The sequence below is a fragment of the Achromobacter sp. ACM01 genome, from assembly GCF_014851745.1.
GTDB lineage: Bacteria > Pseudomonadota > Gammaproteobacteria > Burkholderiales > Burkholderiaceae_B > Achromobacter > Achromobacter aegrifaciens.
In genome coordinates, this window is the sequence record NZ_JACVAF010000005.1 from 130,751 (window position 1) to 149,167 (window position 18,417).

Consider the following 18,417-nt stretch of genomic DNA (forward strand, 5'->3'; position numbering starts at 1 on the left):
GCCCTGTCCGCGGCCGGGGCTTGCCCGCCCGGACCTGTCTTTCATCATCGATATACGGAACAACCATGCGCACCCTGCCATCCCCCCTCAGCCTGATCTCACGCCTGATGCTGGGCGCTGCCTTGTGCGCTGTCAGCCTCGCCTCCCTGGCCGCGCCCGACGTGGTCCGCATCGGCGTGGCGACCGCCGGCGGCGGCGACCCCATCACCTGGGGCGGCTCGCCAGGCGGCGTGGCGCGCGCCAACAACTGGCTGGAAGAGGCCTTCAAAGGCACCGGCACCGAAGTGCAATGGTTGTTCTTCAAGGGCGCGGGCCCCGCGGTCAACGAAGCGCTCTCGAACAAGCAGATCGATTTCGCCTACCAGGGCGACCTGCCGTCGGTGGTAGGCCGCTCCAACGGGCTGAAGACCCGCATCCTGCTGGGCAGCGGCGTGCGCAACAACCTGTACGTCTCCACGCCCAAGGACTCCGCGCTGCAATCGCTGGAAGACCTGAAGGACCGCAAGGTCTCGATCTTCCGCGGCACCAACGGCCATCTGGTCGCCATCAACGTGCTGGCCTCGCGCCAGCTGACCGAACGCGACATCAAGGGTGTAAACCTCGACACCGGCAGCGCGCAAGCGGCGCTGGTCTCCAACGGCGTGGATGCGGCGTTCGGCGGCTATGAGTACTTCAAGCTGCGCGACCAAGGGCTGGCGCGCATCATCTACTCAACCAAGGGTCAGGACCCCTCGTTCACGCGCCAGGCATCCCTGCTGGTGCGCGAGGATTTCGAAAAGGAGAACCCCGAAGCCGTGCAACGCGTGGTCGACGTGTTCGTGCGTGCGGCGCAATGGTCTTCGGACGAGCAGAACCGGGACGCGCTCTTCAAGATCTGGGCGCGCAGCGGCACGCCTTACGCGTCCTGGCAGGCGGAGTTCGACGGCGAAGTGCTGGCCGTGCGCAATTCGCCGCTGCTGGACGAGTTTCTCGCCGCGCGCTACCAGGCCGTGGCGGACGACGCGCTGAAACTGAAGCTGATCCGCCGTCCCGTGAGCGTAGATGGCTGGTTCGAACCCCGCTACCTCAATGCCGCGCTGCAAAAGGCCAATCTTGCCGCCCGCTGGACCGCGTTCAATGCGCAAGGCCAGCCTGCCGCCAGCGAGCGCCAGGCCAGCGCCGCCGCCGCGCGATAAGGAGCCGCCATGTCCGGGAACACACTGAGCGCCCCGCTTGCGTCCGCGCACCGCGGCGCTCGCCTGGCGCCTGCCGCGCTGCTGCGCAACGCCGGCAGCCGCTTGCTGCCCTGGCTGCTGCCGCTGGCGCTGCTCGCGCTTTGGCAGCTGGGCGCGTCGCAGGGTTGGATCTCGCCGCAGGTGCTGCCCTCGCCCCACTTCGTCTGGCTTACCTTGCAGGACCTCTACAGCAGCGGCGACCTCTGGCTGAACGTGCAGGCCAGCATGCAGCGCGTGCTGGTGGGTTTCGCAGCCGGCAGCGTGCTGGGCCTGGCGCTGGGCGCCGCGATGGGATTGTGGCGTCCGCTGGAAGCCTACATCCTGCCCACCTTCAACGCGCTGGTGCAGATCCCGGTCCTGGCGTGGCTGCCCTTCGTGCTGCTGCTGGTGGGCATAGGCGAGCCATTGAAGTACATCCTGATCGCCAAGGCCGCGCTGGTGCCGGTAACGCTGAACACCTTGCAGGGATTCCGGCAAACGCCCGCCAGCCTGCTGGAAGTGGCCCGCGTCTACGGCTACACGCGCCGCCAGCAGGTGCTGGAAGTCGTGCTGCCCCACGCCCTGCCCACGCTCTTCACCGGCTTGCGGCTGGGCTTCACCAAGGCCTGGCTGTCGCTGGTGGTGGTGGAGCTGGTCGCGTCCAGCGAAGGTCTGGGCTACCTGATTGTCTACGGCCGGCAGCTGTTCCAGCTGGACCTGGTGATGGCGGCGGTGATCGTGGTGGGCGCCATCGGCTACGCCATCGACAAGCTGCTGGACCTGGCCGAAGCCCGCGCGGGCGGCGGCCAGGCTGCCACCCGCCTGGGCGCGGCATCCACGGGAGCCCGGGCATGAGCGCGGCGTCCATCTCCTCGCTTCCCGTGGTCCGACGCGGAGGCGCCTGGTTGCGCGCGCGCTGGCGCGGCCTGGTGCTGCCCGCCGCCGCCATCCTGGCCTGGTGGGCGCTGGCGCGGCTGGACTGGGTATCCACGCCGCTGCTGGTGTCGCCGGGCAAGGTGCTGGAGACGGCGGCCAGCCAGATCTCCTCAGGCCGTCTATGGCGCGCGCTGAGCGCCAGCCTGGCGCGGGAATTCACCGGATTCGCGATAGGCACCGCGCTCGGCCTGATACTGGGTGCGCTGCTGGGCCTGCTGCCCTTGTTCAACCGCATCGTGGGTCCCAGCTTCAACACTTTCAAGCAGATCTCGCTGTTTGCCTGGATCCCGCTGATCTCGGTCTGGTTCGGCCTGGGCGACGTGGCCAAAGTGACGTTCCTGTCGCTTGCCGCCCTGGTGCCCGTGGTCGTCAATACCTGCGACGGCATACGCAGCACCCCCACGGCGCTGCTGGAAGTGGCCCGCGTGTTCGGCTATTCGCGCTGGCAGACGCTGCTGCATGTGGTCCTGCCAGCGGCCGCGCCTTCGATCTTCACCGGGGTATACCTGGCGCTGATCTACTCCTGGCTGGCGACGATAGGCGCGGAGTATCTGCTGGTGGCCGGCCACGGCATCGGCAACACCTTGATCGAAGGCAGCGAACACTTCCAGATGGACCTGGTGATCTTCGGCATGTTCGTGATCGGCCTGGTGGGCTGGTCCATGAACGCCTTGGCCCGCGCGCTGGAGCGCAGGCTGGCGCGGCACCGCTACGGCGCCGCCTGATGGAGCAGGAAAGGAATGACGAGCATCTTCGGCAAGGAATTGAACATTCGCGGCGTGGGCAAGCGCTATGCCGGCCCGGGCGACGGCGCAGAAGCGCTGCAGGTCCTGCAGGACATCAACCTCGACGTGCCCGCCGGGCATTTCGTCAGCATCGTGGGCGCCAGCGGCTGCGGCAAGTCCACGCTGCTGCGCCTGATCCTGGGGCTGGACGGCGAGTACTCCGGCCAGATCCTGCTGGACGGCGCCCCGGTGCGCGGCGCAGGCCTGGACCGCGGCATCGTATTCCAGGACCATCGCCTGTTTCCGTGGCTGAACGTGGAACGCAACATCGCGGCGGCGCTGCGCAACGCGCCGCTTTCGAAGGCAGAAAAGCGCGAGCTGGTGGCCGAGCACATCGCGCTGGTCGGCTTGCAGGGTTTCGAGAAGTCCTACCCGCATCAGATCTCGGGCGGCATGGCGCAGCGCGTGGCGATCGCGCGCGGCCTGGTCAACCGTCCGCGCGTGCTGCTGCTGGATGAGCCGCTGGGCGCCCTGGACGCGTTGACGCGGTCCCGCCTGCAGAACGAGTTGCAGCGCATCTGGCAGCAGGAGCAGATCACCATGGTGCTGGTCACCCACGATGTGGAGGAAGCCGTGTTCCTGGGCGACCGCGTGGTGGTGATGCAGCCGCGCCCGGGGCGCATCCGCCGCATCGTCGACGTCGATCTGCCGCATCCGCGCAACCGCAGCGATCCGCGCTTCATCCGACTGCGCGACGACGTGCTGAGCGATTTTCTCGATCCGGACGGACGCGTGACCCGCCATGAAGAACAGCCGCCGCCTGGCGGCCTGGCGGCGACAGTGGGAGCATTGCCCGCGTTGGGACGCTTGCGCATGGCCTGGTAGCTGCTTGCGCACAAAAGCAAGCCGGCGGCACGCGCCGTCGGCTTGGTTGGTTCAGGCGTCAGCCGCTCAATCGATCGACGCGCCCGCCACCTTCACGACCTTCCCCAGCCGCGCATACTCTTCCGCGCCGAACTCCGCCAGCGCCTGGCGCGACGTGGGCGCAGGAATCGCGCCCCGAGACTCCAGCATCTTGCGGACTTCCGGCTGTTGCAGCGCGCGGTTGACCGCGGCGTTGAGCTTGTCCAGCACGGCGGCCGGCGTGCCGTTGGGCGCGTACAGGCCGTCCCAGGCAAAGAACTCATAGCCCTTCAGGCCCGCTTCGCTGATCGTGGGAATGTCCGGATTGGAGGCCACGCGGTCCGGCGTCGTCACGCCCAGCGCCCGCAGCTTGCCCGCCGCGATCTGGCCCGACACGTTGGGCATCACGTCGATCATGAACGAGATACGCCCGCCCAGCAGATCGGTCATGGCCGCGCCGCCGCCCTTGTAGGGAATGTGCATGACCTTGGTGCCGGCCATCTGGTTCAACAATTCACAGGCCAGGTGCGAGGACGTGCCATTGCCGGCGGAACCGCAGGTCAGTTCGCCCGGATTAGCCTTGGCGTAGGCCAGCAGCTGCGCCAGGGTCTTGAAGCGCTCGTCCGTGGCATTGACCACCAGCGCCGCCGCAATGACGGTAAAGCGCGAAATCGGCTCGAAGTCCGACGGCGCATAGCCCGGCGACTTGTACAGCCAGTGATTGGTGGCCTGGGTGCCGTTGGTGCCGTATGACAGCGTATAGCCGTCGGGCTTGGCGCGCGCCGCGATCGAGGTGCCGATATTGCCGCCCGCGCCGGGGCGGTTCTCGACGATGATGGACTGCCCGAGTTCGCGCGACAGCGGCTCCGCGACCAGGCGCGCCAGCGTGTCGCCGCCGCCGCCGGCCGCGAACGGCACCACCAGCGTGATCGGATGGTTCGGCCAGTCGGCCTGCTGCGCCTGGGCGCCGGACACGACGGCGGCACAGGCGGCCGCCAGCATGCAATGCAAGATTCTTGAGGGTTTCACGGTTTGTCTCCTGAGGTATTTACGGTACGCGTCCGCTGCTTTTTGAATGGTCCGGACGCGTGGGTTGGTATCGATTCGAGGCCCGTCATTCGGGCGGAAGATGACGGCGGCTGCTCTTGTCGGCCAGCCGCCAGCCGGCGTCCGTCTCCACCAGCACGTCCTGGCATTCGCGGATGGCCACCAGGCGCGGCGCGCCACCCTGTTCATGGGGCACGCTTTCGTAGGCGGTCAGGAAGTAGCCGACGGTGGCGCGCGCGCCGGCCAGCTCGACCAGCCGCAGATTGGTGATGACATGGCAGGTACTGCGCTCGGGCGCGCGGGCATTCAGGGCTTGCAGGACTTCCTGGCGGCCGGCAAGCCGGCGTCCCTGCCGTTGCCAGACGCCGTCCTCGGCCATCAGCGCGGCCGCGGCCTCGTGACGCCGCGTGTCCAGGGCGTGGAAGAACTCCAGCACCACGGATTCGCAGGCCGTCTTGGCCAGCATGGGCAAAATCGGGTTTTCCATTGCAATCCTCATCCGATCTGGGCGCTGGCCAGCGGCACGTCGGGCCGCTCGAGCAACGCCGGGTCCAGGGCCGCGCGCTGCGCGATCCATTTGCGCAGCTGGCGGAAATCGCGCGCCGCATCCACCGATACGCCAGCCACGGCGCGGCCGCTGGCGTCCAGCGCCAACGACAGCAACGCGCGCTCCCCTGCCTGCGGCCGCAGCACTTCGCTGCGGGCCAGGCCCGGGAATCCGACGATCTGCACCATGGCGTCGTATTGCTCCGACCAGACGGCGCCGGTCGGCGCATAAGGTTCGCCCAGGCCCAAGGCTGACAGCGCGGCTGCCGTGCCCTGGTCCTGCGCGTTCTGCCACGATTCCATGCGCGCATGGCCGTCCTCGGCCGTCAGCACCGCGACGTCCCCTGCCGCATAGACGTCCGGGGCAGAGGTCCTGCAATACTCGTCGACCAGCACGCCGCGTTCGCAGGCCAGGCCGGCATCACGCGCCAGTTCGTCATTGGCCCGCAGGCCCACGCCCAGCACGATGGCGTCCGCATCCAGACGCGTGCCGTCGGCAAGTTCCGCCACGGGGCGGCCGTCCGCCTGCGCCAGCACCGCGCGCAGGCCGGTGTTCAAGCGCAAGTCCACGCCATGGGCGGCATGCAGCGCGGCCAGGTGCGCCGACACCGCAGGCTGCACGCTGCGGGCGCACAACCGCGCCCCCTGCTCCAGCACGGTGACGGCGCTGCCGGACTGGCGCGCGGTCGCCGCCACTTCCAGCCCGATCCAGCCGCCCCCGACCACGACCAGGCGGCTGCCCGGGCCGAGGCTGGCGCGCAGGCGCAGCGCGTCGTCGCGGGTGCGCAGCACGTGCACGCCGGGACCGTTTACGCCGGGCAGCGCGGGGACTACCGGCCTGCCGCCCATGCACAGGATCAGCTTGTCGTAGCCGATGCTGCCGCCGTCCGAGGTATCCACCTGCCTGTCGGCCACGCGCAGCCGCGTCGCCGCCACGCCCGGCTGGAACTCGATGCGCAGCGCCGCCAGCCGCTCGGCCGAAAACAGCTCGGTGCTTTCGGGCACGGCCTGGCCGCCCAGCACCGCCTTGCTCAAAGGCGGGCGTTCGTAAGGCGCGTGGGGCTCATCGCCCAGCAGCACGATGCGGCCTTCGTAGCCGCGTTCGCGCAAGGTCGTCGCGGCCCAGCCGCCGGCCTGACCCGCGCCGACCACCACGATGGCGCCGGAGTTCATGCGGCTTCCGCCTTCAGGTAGACCGTGCCCGACTCCACCCGCACCTCGTAGCGGCGCAGGTCCGTCGTGACCGGCGGGCATTGCGGCTTGCCGGTGCGGATGTCGAAGACGCCCTGGTGCAGCGGACACTCGATGGTGCCGTCTTCCAGGTAGCCGTCGGCCAGGCTGGCGTTGCCGTGCGGACAGCGGTCCTGCGTGGCGCAGATATCGCCCTGCAGGTTGTAGAGGCAGACGCCCTCGCCTTCATGCACCACGCGCAGGGTGCCGGTGTCGGGGGAAATGTCCGACACCATCGCCACGGGTTTCCAGGTATCCATGCTCACAACCCCATCGCCTTGCGGTAGTAATCGTAGAAGGAGCGGATCAGCACCTCGGTCACCATGTAGTCGGCGGGCTCGGTATCGCGGCCGCCCATCTCGATGATGCCGCGCTCTTCCGGATAGCCGGTGACGCCGATCTGCACCTGGTTCAGCATTTCGCTGTCGTCCATCGACACGAAGCCGGCCGGACCCAGCAGGTTGGCGTGCTTCAGGCGCAGGCGGGTCATCTCCTCGTCGTCGTCTTCGTAGCCGTAATAGGTGAACACCAGTTCGTGCTCGGTCGGGCTGCGCGGAATGACGTGGCGGGTCTTGAGCGAGTTGGCCTGGATGCCGAACTGCGCGGCCGGGAACACCCACGCGCCGCCGACGCGGCCGCGGTTGAACTCGGCGCGCGGCGTCACGGTTTCGAGGTCCAGCAGTTCGAGGTCGTCGCGGAAACGGCTCATTTCCGTGGTGGCCTCGGTCTTCTTCTTGCCCTCGTTGTGCGACACCATCACGCTGTGCGCGCCGCCGCCGGTGGGGATGCATTCGGACTTGGAGTCCGCGCGCCACAGGCCGAAGGTGATGTAGAAGGTGTGCAGCAGCGTGGCGTGGTACGGATCCTTCAGGTTCTCCAGGTACATCTTCCAATTGCTGGGGATCAGCTGGCGGCTGTAGCCCAGCAGCTTGAGCGGCTTGCCCGGCAGCATGTGGTCGATTTCCGCCAGCACTTCCGGACCGCAATAGTCCTCGAAGCTGGGCGCGTCCTCGGCGAAGGTGGCCCAGATCGAGCCGCCGCGATTCACGCTGCGCAGCTTGCGAATGCCGTTCTGCTTGGGATCGAAGTCGCGCGGCATGCCGCCCTTGCCCATGGCGCCCCGGCGAAACGGCACGCCCTGCAGATTGCCGTTCAGGTCATAGTTCCACTGGTGGTACGGGCAGGTGAAGTCCTCGACCTTGCCGGTGTTCTGCCAGCAGATCTGCGCGCCGCGGTGCGCGCAGCGGTTTTCCAACACGTTGATCTCGCCTTCCGCGTTGCGGACCATGACCACGGGGCGGTCGCCGATCCAGTTGCGCTTGTAGCAGCCGACCTCGGGCACTTCGCATTCCAGGCCCACGTAGTTCCAGGTCTTGCCTCCGAAGAAAACGTCCATCTCCTTCTTGAAGATGGCGGGATCGGTGTAGACCCAGTTGGGGATGCGCGTATAGCCTTCCTTGGGCCAGCGGCGCTCGATATGGATGGGAGCCGCCGCCGGAGCCTCTGGCGCGGTGGTGTGGGTACAGGTCATGATGGGTATCCTCGGGGCGGATTCAGATGGGAACGATGAGCGAGGTGCGCACACGGTAGTTGTCGTACACGCAATCGCGGCGGCTGAAAGCCAGGCCCTCGGGCGTTACGTGCACCACGTCCAGATAGCGGCCCACCATGTTCAAGGTGGGCTCGCGGTCGGACAGCGACTCCATCACGGCGAAGTTGGCCTGCGCCACGATGTGGTCGCCCTGCACTTCCAGGACGCGCACGCCGCTGATGAAGTGACGCAGCGAACGCGGCTCGAACATGGTGGTTTCGCGCAAGGCCGTAACGCGGTCACGCACCATGTTCTTGTTCATGCAATAGATCAGGCCCAGGGGCAGGCCGGCGTCATGGTTCTCCCGCGACAGCACCCGGTAATGGCAGTCTTCGGTGAAAAATGCAGGCCAGTCCTCCAGCCGGTCTTCGTCCAGGCAGTAGGCGTAATCGTCATAGAAGTCCCGCAGGCGCGCGCGCAGCGACGGGGTATCGGAAAGCTCGGTCATGGTCATTGCGGATCCAGGTATCGGTTCTAGGAAATCGCGTCCTATCGGGCCGCGGCCAGCTGCGCGCGGTTGCTCTCGAAGCCGCTCTGGCTGCCCAGCGCCAGGATGGGTTCCTGCATGCGCTCCTGCCAGATAAGCGACTCCATGGCGATCTGCAGCGGATGGTCCTGCACCGTCAGCGCGGAGGTGGTTTCCGTGCCCGAGTGATGCGAGTGCATGGCCCAGCCCGGCGCCGACAGGATCAGGTCGCCCGCCTTCCAGTCCAGCCGCGTGCCGTTGACCTTGCTGTAGCCGTTGCCGCGCAGGTAGTAGTTGATGGCCGACGAGCTGTGGCGGTGCGGCACATGGTGGTTGTCCGGCGGCGACGAGGAAATCGTCGCGAAGAAGCTGTGCGTGGTGCCGATGCGGCGTTCGGTCGCCGGGTTGTACAGCACGAACAGGCGACGGCCGTTGTAGCCGCGCGCCATGTCCTCGACGCTGGGCAATTGGCGCGACACCGCGGCCCAGGGCCAATGCAGCGCCTTGGATTCCAGCACGTCGATGTCGATCAGCCATTCATAGCCCAGCAGCCAGGCGCCTTCGGGCGTGATCTGCTCGCGCAGCGCCAGGTCGCGCGAACGGGCCGCGTCGGGCGCGCGCGGCGGCACCGGCTTGGTGTTGGCATCGGCCGGCGGCACGCTGCCCTCGAACTCCTCGACGTAGTGGATCTCCAGCTTTTCCAAGAGCGGCGCGTTGGAATACGACAGGCGCACCCAGGGCGTCTTGCCCTCGTTGCGATAGGAATGCACCTGCATGGCGGGGGTGTTCCAGACGTCCCAATGCCCGACGCGGATGTCACGCCCGGCCACCGTGGCCACGCCCTCGCCGCTGATACAGATCTCCAGCATGTTGGAGTTCTTGCGCAGGTTGAAGGTGCTTTCGCCCGGATTGACCACGTTGATGGTGACGTCCGTTCCCGGGGCCAGGCCCAGGCCCGGCGCCGTGGCTTCCGGGTGCACGATGAGGGACGCACGGCGGCCGTTGTCCGGCCGGGGCGCGTCGGTCAGGCGCGCGATCTCGAGATCGATATCCTCCTTGGGGATGACGATGGACGGCCATTTGTTTTGTTCCCGCGGACTGGCGCCGCTGACGTCTACGAACATGTATGTCTCCTCTTGCCGCCGGCGCCCTGCGCCGGCTGTACGGTTATGCGAATTCGGTATCAGGGCTGCGCCAGCAGCAGGTTCTCGCGGGTCTGGGGCGGCAGCGCCACGCCCAGGCCGTGGTCGCGGGCGTGCTCGTACACGACGCGCGCCATCGCCAGGTCGGACAGGCCCATGCCCATGCCCTTGAAGATCGTCAGCCGCGCGCCTTGCGGGCGGCCCTCGCCGGCGGCGAGCAAGTCGCTCAGCACCGCCACGCCCTGCCACGGCGCGCCGTCGGCGCCAAAGCGTTCGCGCAGTTCACGCGAACCGCGGCGGGCGTTCTCCAGGTCGTCCACCACCACGCGGTCCGCGCGTTCGAACACGTCCTGCGCGAATTCGGCCTTGGCCGGCAGGATCGCGCCGACGGCGTTCAGGTGCCTGCAGTCGGCCAGCATGGCCGCATCCACGAAAGGCTCGACGGCGCGCGTGATCAAGGTGACGATCTCCGCGCCGGCCAGCGCCTGTTCCAGGCTGGCCGCTTCCTCGACTTCGAATCGATACTTGCCTTGCACGCTGGCGACAAAGGCGCGGCGCTTCTCCGGCGTGGGGCTGTAGACGCGCACGCGGCGCAGGTCGCGCACGGCGGCCAGCGCGGCCAATTGGGTGACGGCCTGCGGACCAGTGCCGATCAGCGCGGCACAGGCGGCGTCGGCCGGCGCCAGCGCGCACGTGGCGACTCCGCTGATCGCCGCGGTGCGCAGCATGCCCAGCGCGCGCGCCTCGATTACGGCGCGCAGGAATCCCGACTCGGCGTCGAACAGGCTGAACAGCGAGCCTCCGCCGCTCTTGGTATGGACCCAGGTCTTGAAACCCGCGTAGCCGCCGGCGCCGGTCTGCACCGAACCCAATGCATGCATCGAGCTGCCGTCGCCCCAGGTCGCCAGCGCCTTGGGCAGGTTGCGCGCCTGTTCGCGCCCTTGCGCGACCAGCATGGCATGCAGGGCTTCGATCGCCTTGGGAATATCCAGGACCGAGACCACGTCCCGTTCCGTCAGGTACCGCAGCGCATCAGACATGCGCGTCTCCTTGTTCGTCGGCGGCGGGCTCGTCCGCCACTGTGTTGACCAGCGTCCCGATGCCGGGAATCTCGACTTCCAGCGTGTCGCCGGCGCTCATGAAGCGTGGCGGCTTGCGGCTGGAGCCCACGCCTTCAGGCGTGCCGGTAGCGATCACGTCGCCCGGCGACAGGCGGGTGAAGCTGCTGATGTAGGCGATCAGCTCGGGGATGGGGAAGATCAGGTCGGACACCTGGCCGTGCTGCATGACCTCGCCATTGAGGCGGGAAATGACTTCCAGGCCGGCCGGGTCGCCGATCTCGTCGGCGGTGACCAGGCAGGGACCCAGCGCGCCGCTGCGCTCGAAATTCTTGCCCGGCGTCACCTGCGCGTTGTGCTTCTGGAAATCGCGCACGGAGTTCTCGGCCATGCAGGTGTAGCCAGCCACGTGCGCCAGGGCGTCCTTGGCGGCGATATGGCGGCCGCCTTTGCCGATCACCACGGCCAGTTCGGCCTCGTAATCGAAGCGATCGGAGGCGCGCGGCTTCCACACCGCCTCGCCGTGGCCGACGAAGCTGTCTGCAAAGCGCGCGAACAGCGAGGGGTGCGCCGGTAGTTCGCGTCCGGCCTCGGCCACATGGCGGCCGTAGTTCAGGCCCACGCAGAGAATCTTGCGCGGCGCCACGACCGGGGGCAGCAGGCGCAGCCCGGCCAAGGGCATACAGGGCTGGCCGGCCGTCTCCGCGGCGCGCGCAATCTGTTCCACCCCTGCCTCCAGCGCCGCGACCATGTCGGGCCAGACCTGGGTCAACGCCACGACTTCGGCGCCGCGCACCACGCCCCAGGCGCTACGGCCTGCCTGAACGAAGCTGACGAGCTTCATGTTGTCTCCTGTGCTTGCGGCGGCTTATGGCATGCATTGACGGATTTCTTTGCATGCATTTGTCGCCTTAACCGCACTTGAATCGCTGTTTTTCCGAATTATTGCATGCAATTTTGATAAATCGCAAGGTCATAAAGGTTTTTTTCTTGACTATTGCATGCAATTTTGACGGTACACTGAAAGCCCTCACAGACCGGAACCAGCCCCCCTCCTCTCTATGGCCGCACAAATCGATAAAGTCATTTCCGAACTCCGGGACATGGTGCTTTCGGGCGTCCTGCAACCCGGAGAACGCGTGGTCGAGTTGCAGTTTTCAGCGCGCCTGGGCGTGTCGCGCACCCCGTTGCGCATTGCCCTGACCGAGCTGGAAAAAGAGGGCCTGCTGGAACGGCTGCCTTCGCGCGGTTTCCGGGTACGGGCGTTTACGGTGGATGAAATCGGCGACGCGGTGGACGTGCGCGGCGTGCTCGAGGGCATGGCCGCCCGCCTGCTGGCCGAGCGCGGCGCCTCGCAGGACGTGCTGGACCGCCTGTCGCAAGCGGTGGAAGAAGGACGCGCGCTGCTGGCGCCCGCCCGCCGCGATCCCAATACCACGGTGGATGCGCGCGCCTGGGGGCAGATCAATCGGCGCTTTCACGAGATCCTGTGCGAAGCCGCGGGCAACCGCGCGCTCCTGTCGGCGCTGGAACACAACAACAAGACGCCCCTGGCCGGCCCGGCCGCGCTGACCCTGCCGTCCACGCCGTCGTTGCTTGAAACGCCCTTCGTGCTGCGCGCGCAGGCGGACCACGAAGACCTGCTGCGCGCCATCACGCGCCGCGAGGCCGTGCGCGCCGAAAACCTGATGCGCGAACACGCCTACCGCAGCCGCGAAAACAAGCGCGTGCTGCTGGAATCGCTGCGCGGCGCCCTGCCCGCGCAGCCTGGACTGTCGGACGTCAGCGCATAAACAGGACCCTACGGCATGCAATCCATTCGTGACCTTTCCACCCAGGCGCTGATCTCGCGCGACCTGGTCGCCGCCCTGCGCCGCGACGCGCCGCTGGTGCAGTGCCTGACCAATTTCGTTTCCATGAACACCGCGGCCAACGTGCTGCTGGCCATGGGCGCCTCGCCCGCCATGGTGCACGCGCAAGAGGAAGCGCCCGAGTTCGCGCGCGTCTGCGGCGCGGTCGTGATCAACATCGGCACCCTGTCCTCGCCCTGGCTGGACAGCATACTGCTGACCGCCGCCTCGGCCAACGAAGCCGGCATACCTTGGGTGCTGGATCCGGTGGCGCACCATGCCACCGCATTCCGCCGCGACGCTGTGCAGCGCCTGCTGGACTTGCGGCCCGCCATCATTCGCGGCAATGCCTCGGAGATCATCGCGCTGGCCGGCGGCCAAAGCGCCAGCAAGGGCGTGGACTCGCGCGACGCGGTCTCGCAGGCGGAGCAGTCCGCGCATGCCATCGCCGCCCGCCGCGGAACCGTTGTGGCAGTGACGGGCGAGACCGACTACGTCACGGACGGCACGCGCGCCGTCCGCATCGTGGGCGGCTCGCCCTTGATGCCGCGCGTCACAGCCACCGGCTGCGCGCTGACGGCGGTCGTAGGCGCCTGCGCCGCAGTATCCAGGAATGACCCGTTTTCCGCGGCAGTCGCCGCCCTGTCGTGCTTCGCCATCGCGGGGCGGCGCGCCGGCGCACAGGCGGAAGGACCGGGATCTTTCGCGTGGCGCTTCCTGGATGCGCTGGCGGCTTTGGATGCGGACGACCTCAGCGACGAATCGCCGCTGCGCTAGGCGGGACACCGCGGCATCCGCTCATGTCACGGGCGGGTCACACACTGTCCCCAGAATTTCTTTCCTTCAAACCCGGAGGAAAGACGGTGAAGCCGAATCTAGGAAAGATCCTTGCGATGTCCGCCAGCGCCGCGCTGCTGGCGGGCCTGGCCGCCTGTGGCGGCGATGATGACGACGATGACGCGCCGCAGACGCCGCCGCAGGCGAGCGTGCCCCAGGGTTCCACGCTGGACGTGGCCATCCTCGGCACCACCGACCTGCATGCCAACGTGCTGGGCTACGACTACTACAAGCTGGCCGAGGACAAAAGCTACGGCGTGGACCGCACGGCCACGCTGATCGCCAATGCGCGCAAAGAGAACGCCAACACCCTGCTGTTCGACAACGGCGACACCATCCAGGGCACGGCCCTGTCCGATTACCAGGCGCTGGTGGCGCCGGTGCAATGCAGCGACATGCTGGCGATTTACAAGCAGATGAAGCTGCTGGCCTATGACGCGGCCACGCTGGGCAACCACGAGTTCAACTACGGCCTGCCCTTCCTGTCGCAAGTCACGAATACGGACTTCGGGCTGGCCGGCATCGGCAAGGGCACGGCGCAGACCAATTCCGCCGGCGCCAAGGACTGCGCGGCGCCGGGCTTTCCCTTCGTCTCCGCCAACGTGGTGTCTGCCGCCAGCAAACAGCCCATCTTCAAGCCCTGGGTCCTGCTGAACAAGACCTTCAAGGCCACCGACCCCAACGGCAAGCAGATCGAGGTCGCGCTGAAAGTCGGCGTGATCGGCTTTGCGCCCCCGCCCATCCTGCAATGGGACAAGGCCAATCTGGAAGGCCACGTGGAAGTCGCCGGCTGGAAGGAATCGGCGCAGCGCTACGTGCCGGAAATGCGCGCGGCCGGCGCGGACCTGGTGGTGGCATTGGCGCATGGCGGCATCGACATGCTCACCGAGTACAGCCCGGCCATGGAGAACGGCGCCGGCTACCTGAGCCAGGTGGCCGGTATCGATGCGTTGATCACCGGCCACCAGCACCTGCTGTTCCCCGACACCAATGCCAAGTCGCAATTCGCGGGCCAGCCCGGCATAAATCTGGAGAAAGGCCTGATCAACGGCGTGCCGGCGGTGCAGGCCGGCCAATGGGGCAACAACCTCGGCCAGATCACGCTCAAGCTTGCCTATGACAAAGGCTGGCAGGTGCAGAAGGACGCCACGCGCGTGCAGCGCATCTCCACGCGCCTGACCGCGCAGAACGGCGCCACGCCCGCGACCTACGTCGAACCCGATGCCGCCGTGCAACAGTTGGTGCAGGCTGAACACGCCGCCACCATTTCCTATGTCAAAACGCCCATCGGCCAAAGCCGGTTCGACATGGCGACCTATTACGCGCTGGCGGGCGACGTGTCGGCGCTGCAGATCGTCAACATGGCGCAGATCGATTATCTGACGGACTACATCGCCAAGAACAAGCCGTCATACGCCGCCCTGCCCATCCTGTCGGCGGCTGCGCCCTTCAAGGGCGGACGCAACGGTCCGGGCGACTTCACCTACGTAAAGCAGGGCAACATCGCCATCAACAACGCCGCCGATCTCTACCTGTACCCGAACACCTTGCAAGTGGTGCGGGTCAGCGGCGACATCGTGCGCCAGTGGCTGGAGAAGACTGCCGAGCAGTTCAGGCAGATCGACCCGGGCCAGGTCGCGCCGCAGGACCTGATCGACACGGGCTTCCCGACCTTCAACTTCGACGTGCTGTATGCCGCGGGCAATGCCCTGCGGTATGAAATCGACGTCACCCGCCCCAAGGGCTCGCGCATCACGAAGCTGACGTACCAGGGCGCGCCGCTAGACCCCGCCGCGCAGTTCCTGGTGGTCACGAACAACTACCGCGCCAGCGGCGGCGGCGACTTCCCCGGCCTGGCCGGCGGCAAGGGAGACATCGTGCTGCAAGCCCCGGACGCCAGCCGCGACGTGCTGATCAGCTACATCAGGAAGCACCCGGACCTGGATCTGGCGACCTACGGCCTGGACCGCAGCTGGCGCTTTGCGCGGGTGGGCGCCCTGGCCGGTCCGGTGGTGTTTTCGTCGGTGCCGGGCACCCTGGCCATGGCCGCGGCGCATGGCGTGGACAACGTCACGGTGCACGACGCCACGCCCGACTCCGTGACCCAGTTGTCGCGCTACGCGGTGGACCTCAGCCGCTAAGGCTGGCGGTAGTACACGCAGATGCGCCGGCCGCCGATCTCGTGCACCTCGATCGGCAGCTCGTAAAGTTCGCTCAGGACCTCCGGCCGGACCAGTTCGGCCGGAGGTCCCTGATGCGCGATGCGCCCCGCCCGCATCGCCACGATGCGGTCCGCGTATGTGGACGCGAAGTTGATGTCGTGCAGCACCAGCACCACCGTCTTGCCCAGCTCGTCCGCCGCGCGCCGCAAGGTGCCCATCATGGCGACGGCGTGCTTCATGTCCAGGCTGTTCAGGGGTTCGTCCAGCAGGACGTAGCGCGTGTCCTGGCACAGCACCATCGCCACGAAGGCGCGCTGGCGCTGCCCGCCCGACATCTCGTCCAGGTAGCGGTCGGCCAGCGGCTCCAGGTTCAGGTAGGCGATGGCGCGGTCGATGTGGGCCTTGTCGTCCAGCGTCAGGCGGCCGCCCGTGTGCGGATAGCGGCCGAACGCGACCAGGTCCCTCGCCGTCAGCCGCAGCGGCAAGTGATTATCCTGCCGCAGGATGGCCAGGCGGCGGGCCAGTTCGCGGCTGTCGGCCCGGGTCACGTCCAGGCCCTCGACCAGCACACGGCCCGCCGACATCGGCAGCAGCCGGCTGACCATGGACAGCAGCGTGGACTTGCCCGCGCCATTGGGACCGATGATGGCCGTCACGCCCCCCGCGGGCAGCGACAGGCTGACGTCGTCGACCACCACGCTGTCGCCGTACTGCTTGCTGACTTGCTGGATCTCTATCATCGGCGCCCCCTGCGCAGGATCAGGACGAGGAACATCAGCCCGCCCAGGAATTCGATCACCACGCTGACGGTGGTATTCAGGCCCAGCACGCGTTCAAGCAGCGTCTGGCCGCCCACCAGGAAGATCACGCTAAGCAGCACGGCCGCTGGAACCGTGTGGCGGTGCCGGTCGGACCCCATGGCCTGATAGGCCAGGTTGCTGACCAGCAGGCCGAAGAATGTCACCGGCCCCACCAGCGCGGTGGACACCGACACCAGCACCGCGATGGCGGCCAGCGTCAGCATCAGCGTGCGGCGATAGTCCACGCCCAGGTTCACCGCAATGTCGCGGCCCAGCGCCAGCACGTCGTAGCGACGCCGCATGCGCCACACCAGCAGCGACGCCGCGCACACCGCGGCCAGCGCGATCGGCAACAGGCCCACACGCACGGTATTGAAGCTGGCGAACATGCGGTCCTGCAACACCAGGAATTCATTGGGGTCGATCAGCCGCACCACGAAGTTGGACAGGCTGCGAAACAACAGGCCGAAGATGATGCCCACCAGCATCATCAGGTGCAGGCTGCGCACCGCGTCCGAAAACAGCCAGCGGAACAGCAGGCAGGCGAACGCCGTCATGGCGCCGACCTCCAGCAGGAAGGCGGCCACCGGATGGCTGGCGGCCGTGGCCGCCTGGCCGAAGCCGAACACCACCACGGCCTGTATCAGCAGGTACAGGGCGTCAAAGCCCATGATGGCCGGCGTCAGGATGCGGTTGTGGGTGATCGTCTGGAACAGCACCGACGACACCGCCACGGCATAGGCCACCAGCAGCATCGCCGCCAGCTTGGCGCCGCGGAACGGAATCACGAAGGACCACTGGCCGTTGGCGCCCAGCGTCATGAAGGCGATGGCGCAGGTCAGCGCAAGAGCGCCCAGCAGCCACAGACGCCAGGTTTGCGGCGCACGGACCGGCGCCGGCGCGGAGATGGCGAGTTCAGCCAAGCCGGTTCCTCCGCGTGCGCAACAGCCACAGGAACAGGATGCTGCCCAGCACACCGACCACAGTGCCGATGGGAATCTCGTAGGGATGGATCACCAGCCTGCCGATGACGTCGCAGGCCAGCACGAACACGCCGCCCAGCACCGCCACCCAGGGAATGGAGCGACGCATGTTGTCGCCCAGCACCAGGCTGACGGCGTTGGGCACGATCAGGCCCAGAAAGGGTATGCCGCCCGCCGTCACCACCACCACGGCCGAAATCGCCGACACGATCAGCAGTCCGGCCAGCGTCAGCCGCGCATGGTTCAAGCCCAGGTTGGCGGCGAACTCGCGGCCCATGCCGGCCACGGTGTAGCGATCGGCCGCCGCGTAAGCCGCGCAGGCCAGGCCGAAGCCTATCCATAGCAGTTCATAACGTCCCCGCAGCACGCCGGAAAAATCGCCCGTGGTCCAGGCGTGCAGCGACTGCAGCAGGTCGTAGCGGTAGGCGACGAAGGTGGTGGCGGCGTGGATCACCCCGCCCAGGATCAGGCCGATCAGCGGCACGATGAAGGGCGTGCGCAGCGGTACGCGCTTGAGCAGCGCCAGGAACAGCAGGGTGCCCGCCAGCGCAAAGCCCGTGGCCGTCAGCATCTTGCCGATCACGGGCGTATCCGGCGCCAGCAGCGTGACCACGAGTATGCCCAGTGTGGCGGACTCCACTGTGCCGGCCGTGGTGGGTTCGACGTAGCGGTTGCGCACCAGCATCTGCATGATGAGCCCCGCCACCGCCAGCGACATGCCGGCCAGCAGCAAGGCCAGCGTGCGGGGAATGCGGCTGACCATCAGCAGGCGCCAGGCGCGCTCGGCCTCGTCGCCATTGCCCCACAGCGCGGACAGGCTGAGCTGCCCCGCGCCCAGGCTGACGCTGGCCGCGCACAGGGCCAGCAGCAAGCCCACTGCCGCCGCCAGCCCGCCCCAACCGCCTATCGACTGCCGCCAACTCACCCGCGATTACTCCCGCCGCTCAC

General features: G+C 67.6%; 19 protein-coding genes. 7 read left to right on the forward strand and 12 right to left on the reverse strand.

Features of this window, described 5'->3' with window-relative positions:
• Window positions 1-65: 65 nt before the first annotated feature.
• From IB268_RS23325 to IB268_RS23340, 4 genes are read left to right on the forward strand one after another with little or no spacing between them, the layout of a single operon-like run.
• Window positions 66-1,175 (forward strand): ABC transporter substrate-binding protein, encoded by a 1,110-nt coding sequence (locus IB268_RS23325; RefSeq protein ID WP_119451247.1) that lies wholly within the window; start codon window positions 66-68, stop codon window positions 1,173-1,175.
• Between the two features lie 9 nt (window positions 1,176-1,184).
• Window positions 1,185-2,048, forward strand: coding sequence for an ABC transporter permease (locus IB268_RS23330; RefSeq protein ID WP_119451246.1), 864 nt, complete (start codon window positions 1,185-1,187; stop codon window positions 2,046-2,048).
• Window positions 2,045-2,854: an ABC transporter permease gene (locus tag IB268_RS23335; RefSeq protein ID WP_175181400.1), complete on the forward strand. Its 810-nt coding sequence runs from the start codon at window positions 2,045-2,047 to the stop codon at window positions 2,852-2,854. Before IB268_RS23330 ends, IB268_RS23335 begins: the two co-directional genes overlap by 4 nt.
• 15 nt (window positions 2,855-2,869) lie before the next feature.
• A complete protein-coding gene (locus IB268_RS23340) occupies window positions 2,870-3,739 on the forward strand; it encodes an ABC transporter ATP-binding protein (RefSeq protein WP_125470670.1) in 870 nt (289 codons plus the stop codon).
• 66 nt (window positions 3,740-3,805) lie between these two features.
• Here IB268_RS23340 and IB268_RS23345 read toward each other — a convergent pair whose 3' ends face one another.
• The 9 genes from IB268_RS23345 to IB268_RS23385 all read right to left on the reverse strand — a co-directional run bounded on the left by IB268_RS23345 (window position 3,806) and on the right by IB268_RS23385 (window position 11,681).
• Window positions 3,806-4,759 (reverse strand): tripartite tricarboxylate transporter substrate binding protein, encoded by a 954-nt coding sequence (locus tag IB268_RS23345; RefSeq protein ID WP_192354951.1) that lies wholly within the window; start codon window positions 4,757-4,759, stop codon window positions 3,806-3,808.
• Between the two features lie 112 nt (window positions 4,760-4,871).
• Window positions 4,872-5,291 carry a nuclear transport factor 2 family protein gene (locus tag IB268_RS23350; RefSeq protein ID WP_054456194.1) on the reverse strand — a complete coding sequence of 140 codons (420 nt, stop codon included), beginning with the start codon at window positions 5,289-5,291 and terminating at the stop codon, window positions 4,872-4,874.
• An 8-nt stretch (window positions 5,292-5,299) separates the two neighbouring features.
• On the reverse strand, window positions 5,300-6,523 hold the full coding sequence (locus IB268_RS23355) for an NAD(P)/FAD-dependent oxidoreductase (RefSeq protein ID WP_192354888.1): 1,224 nt from the start codon (window positions 6,521-6,523) through the stop codon (window positions 5,300-5,302).
• Entirely contained in the window at window positions 6,520-6,840 is a 321-nt protein-coding gene (locus tag IB268_RS23360) for a non-heme iron oxygenase ferredoxin subunit (RefSeq protein ID WP_054456189.1), read from the reverse strand. The genes IB268_RS23355 and IB268_RS23360 overlap by 4 nt, the downstream gene beginning before the upstream one ends.
• Before the next feature lie 2 nt (window positions 6,841-6,842).
• Window positions 6,843-8,111, reverse strand: coding sequence for an aromatic ring-hydroxylating dioxygenase subunit alpha (locus IB268_RS23365; RefSeq protein WP_175162201.1), 1,269 nt, complete (start codon window positions 8,109-8,111; stop codon window positions 6,843-6,845).
• Window positions 8,112-8,133: 22 nt separating this feature from the next.
• The gene (locus IB268_RS23370; RefSeq protein WP_192354889.1) at window positions 8,134-8,625 is read right to left on the reverse strand and encodes an aromatic-ring-hydroxylating dioxygenase subunit beta; all 492 of its coding nucleotides are present in this window, start codon (window positions 8,623-8,625) and stop codon (window positions 8,134-8,136) included.
• 35 nt (window positions 8,626-8,660) lie between these two features.
• Window positions 8,661-9,761, reverse strand: a complete 1,101-nt coding sequence (locus tag IB268_RS23375; protein WP_054456182.1) for a cupin domain-containing protein — start codon at window positions 9,759-9,761, stop codon at window positions 8,661-8,663.
• Between the two features lie 59 nt (window positions 9,762-9,820).
• Window positions 9,821-10,819: an ornithine cyclodeaminase family protein gene (locus IB268_RS23380; RefSeq protein ID WP_192354890.1), complete on the reverse strand. Its 999-nt coding sequence runs from the start codon at window positions 10,817-10,819 to the stop codon at window positions 9,821-9,823.
• The gene (locus tag IB268_RS23385) at window positions 10,812-11,681 is read right to left on the reverse strand and encodes a fumarylacetoacetate hydrolase family protein (RefSeq protein ID WP_175181403.1); all 870 of its coding nucleotides are present in this window, start codon (window positions 11,679-11,681) and stop codon (window positions 10,812-10,814) included. The genes IB268_RS23380 and IB268_RS23385 overlap by 8 nt, the downstream gene beginning before the upstream one ends.
• 217 nt (window positions 11,682-11,898) lie before the next feature.
• Between IB268_RS23385 and IB268_RS23390 the strand changes: the two genes are divergently transcribed.
• The 3 genes from IB268_RS23390 (at window position 11,899) to IB268_RS23400 (ending at window position 15,665) form a co-directional block, all read left to right on the forward strand.
• Window positions 11,899-12,630, forward strand: coding sequence for a GntR family transcriptional regulator (locus IB268_RS23390; protein ID WP_088141226.1), 732 nt, complete (start codon window positions 11,899-11,901; stop codon window positions 12,628-12,630).
• Window positions 12,631-12,645: 15 nt separating this feature from the next.
• Window positions 12,646-13,464: a hydroxyethylthiazole kinase gene (thiM, locus tag IB268_RS23395; protein ID WP_192354891.1), complete on the forward strand. Its 819-nt coding sequence runs from the start codon at window positions 12,646-12,648 to the stop codon at window positions 13,462-13,464.
• 116 nt (window positions 13,465-13,580) lie between these two features.
• Complete coding sequence (locus tag IB268_RS23400; RefSeq protein ID WP_175162184.1) at window positions 13,581-15,665, forward strand: 5'-nucleotidase C-terminal domain-containing protein; 2,085 nt, start codon at window positions 13,581-13,583, stop codon at window positions 15,663-15,665.
• Here the strand turns inward: IB268_RS23400 and IB268_RS23405 are convergent.
• From IB268_RS23405 to IB268_RS23415, 3 genes are read right to left on the reverse strand one after another with little or no spacing between them, the layout of a single operon-like run.
• On the reverse strand, window positions 15,662-16,426 hold the full coding sequence (locus IB268_RS23405) for an ABC transporter ATP-binding protein (protein WP_192354892.1): 765 nt from the start codon (window positions 16,424-16,426) through the stop codon (window positions 15,662-15,664). The genes IB268_RS23400 and IB268_RS23405 overlap by 4 nt on opposite strands.
• Window positions 16,423-17,409 carry an iron chelate uptake ABC transporter family permease subunit gene (locus IB268_RS23410; protein ID WP_175162182.1) on the reverse strand — a complete coding sequence of 329 codons (987 nt, stop codon included), beginning with the start codon at window positions 17,407-17,409 and terminating at the stop codon, window positions 16,423-16,425. Before IB268_RS23410 ends, IB268_RS23405 begins: the two co-directional genes overlap by 4 nt.
• Window positions 17,402-18,394: an ABC transporter permease gene (locus tag IB268_RS23415; protein ID WP_054456168.1), complete on the reverse strand. Its 993-nt coding sequence runs from the start codon at window positions 18,392-18,394 to the stop codon at window positions 17,402-17,404. Before IB268_RS23415 ends, IB268_RS23410 begins: the two co-directional genes overlap by 8 nt.
• Window positions 18,395-18,417: the final 23 nt, after the last annotated feature.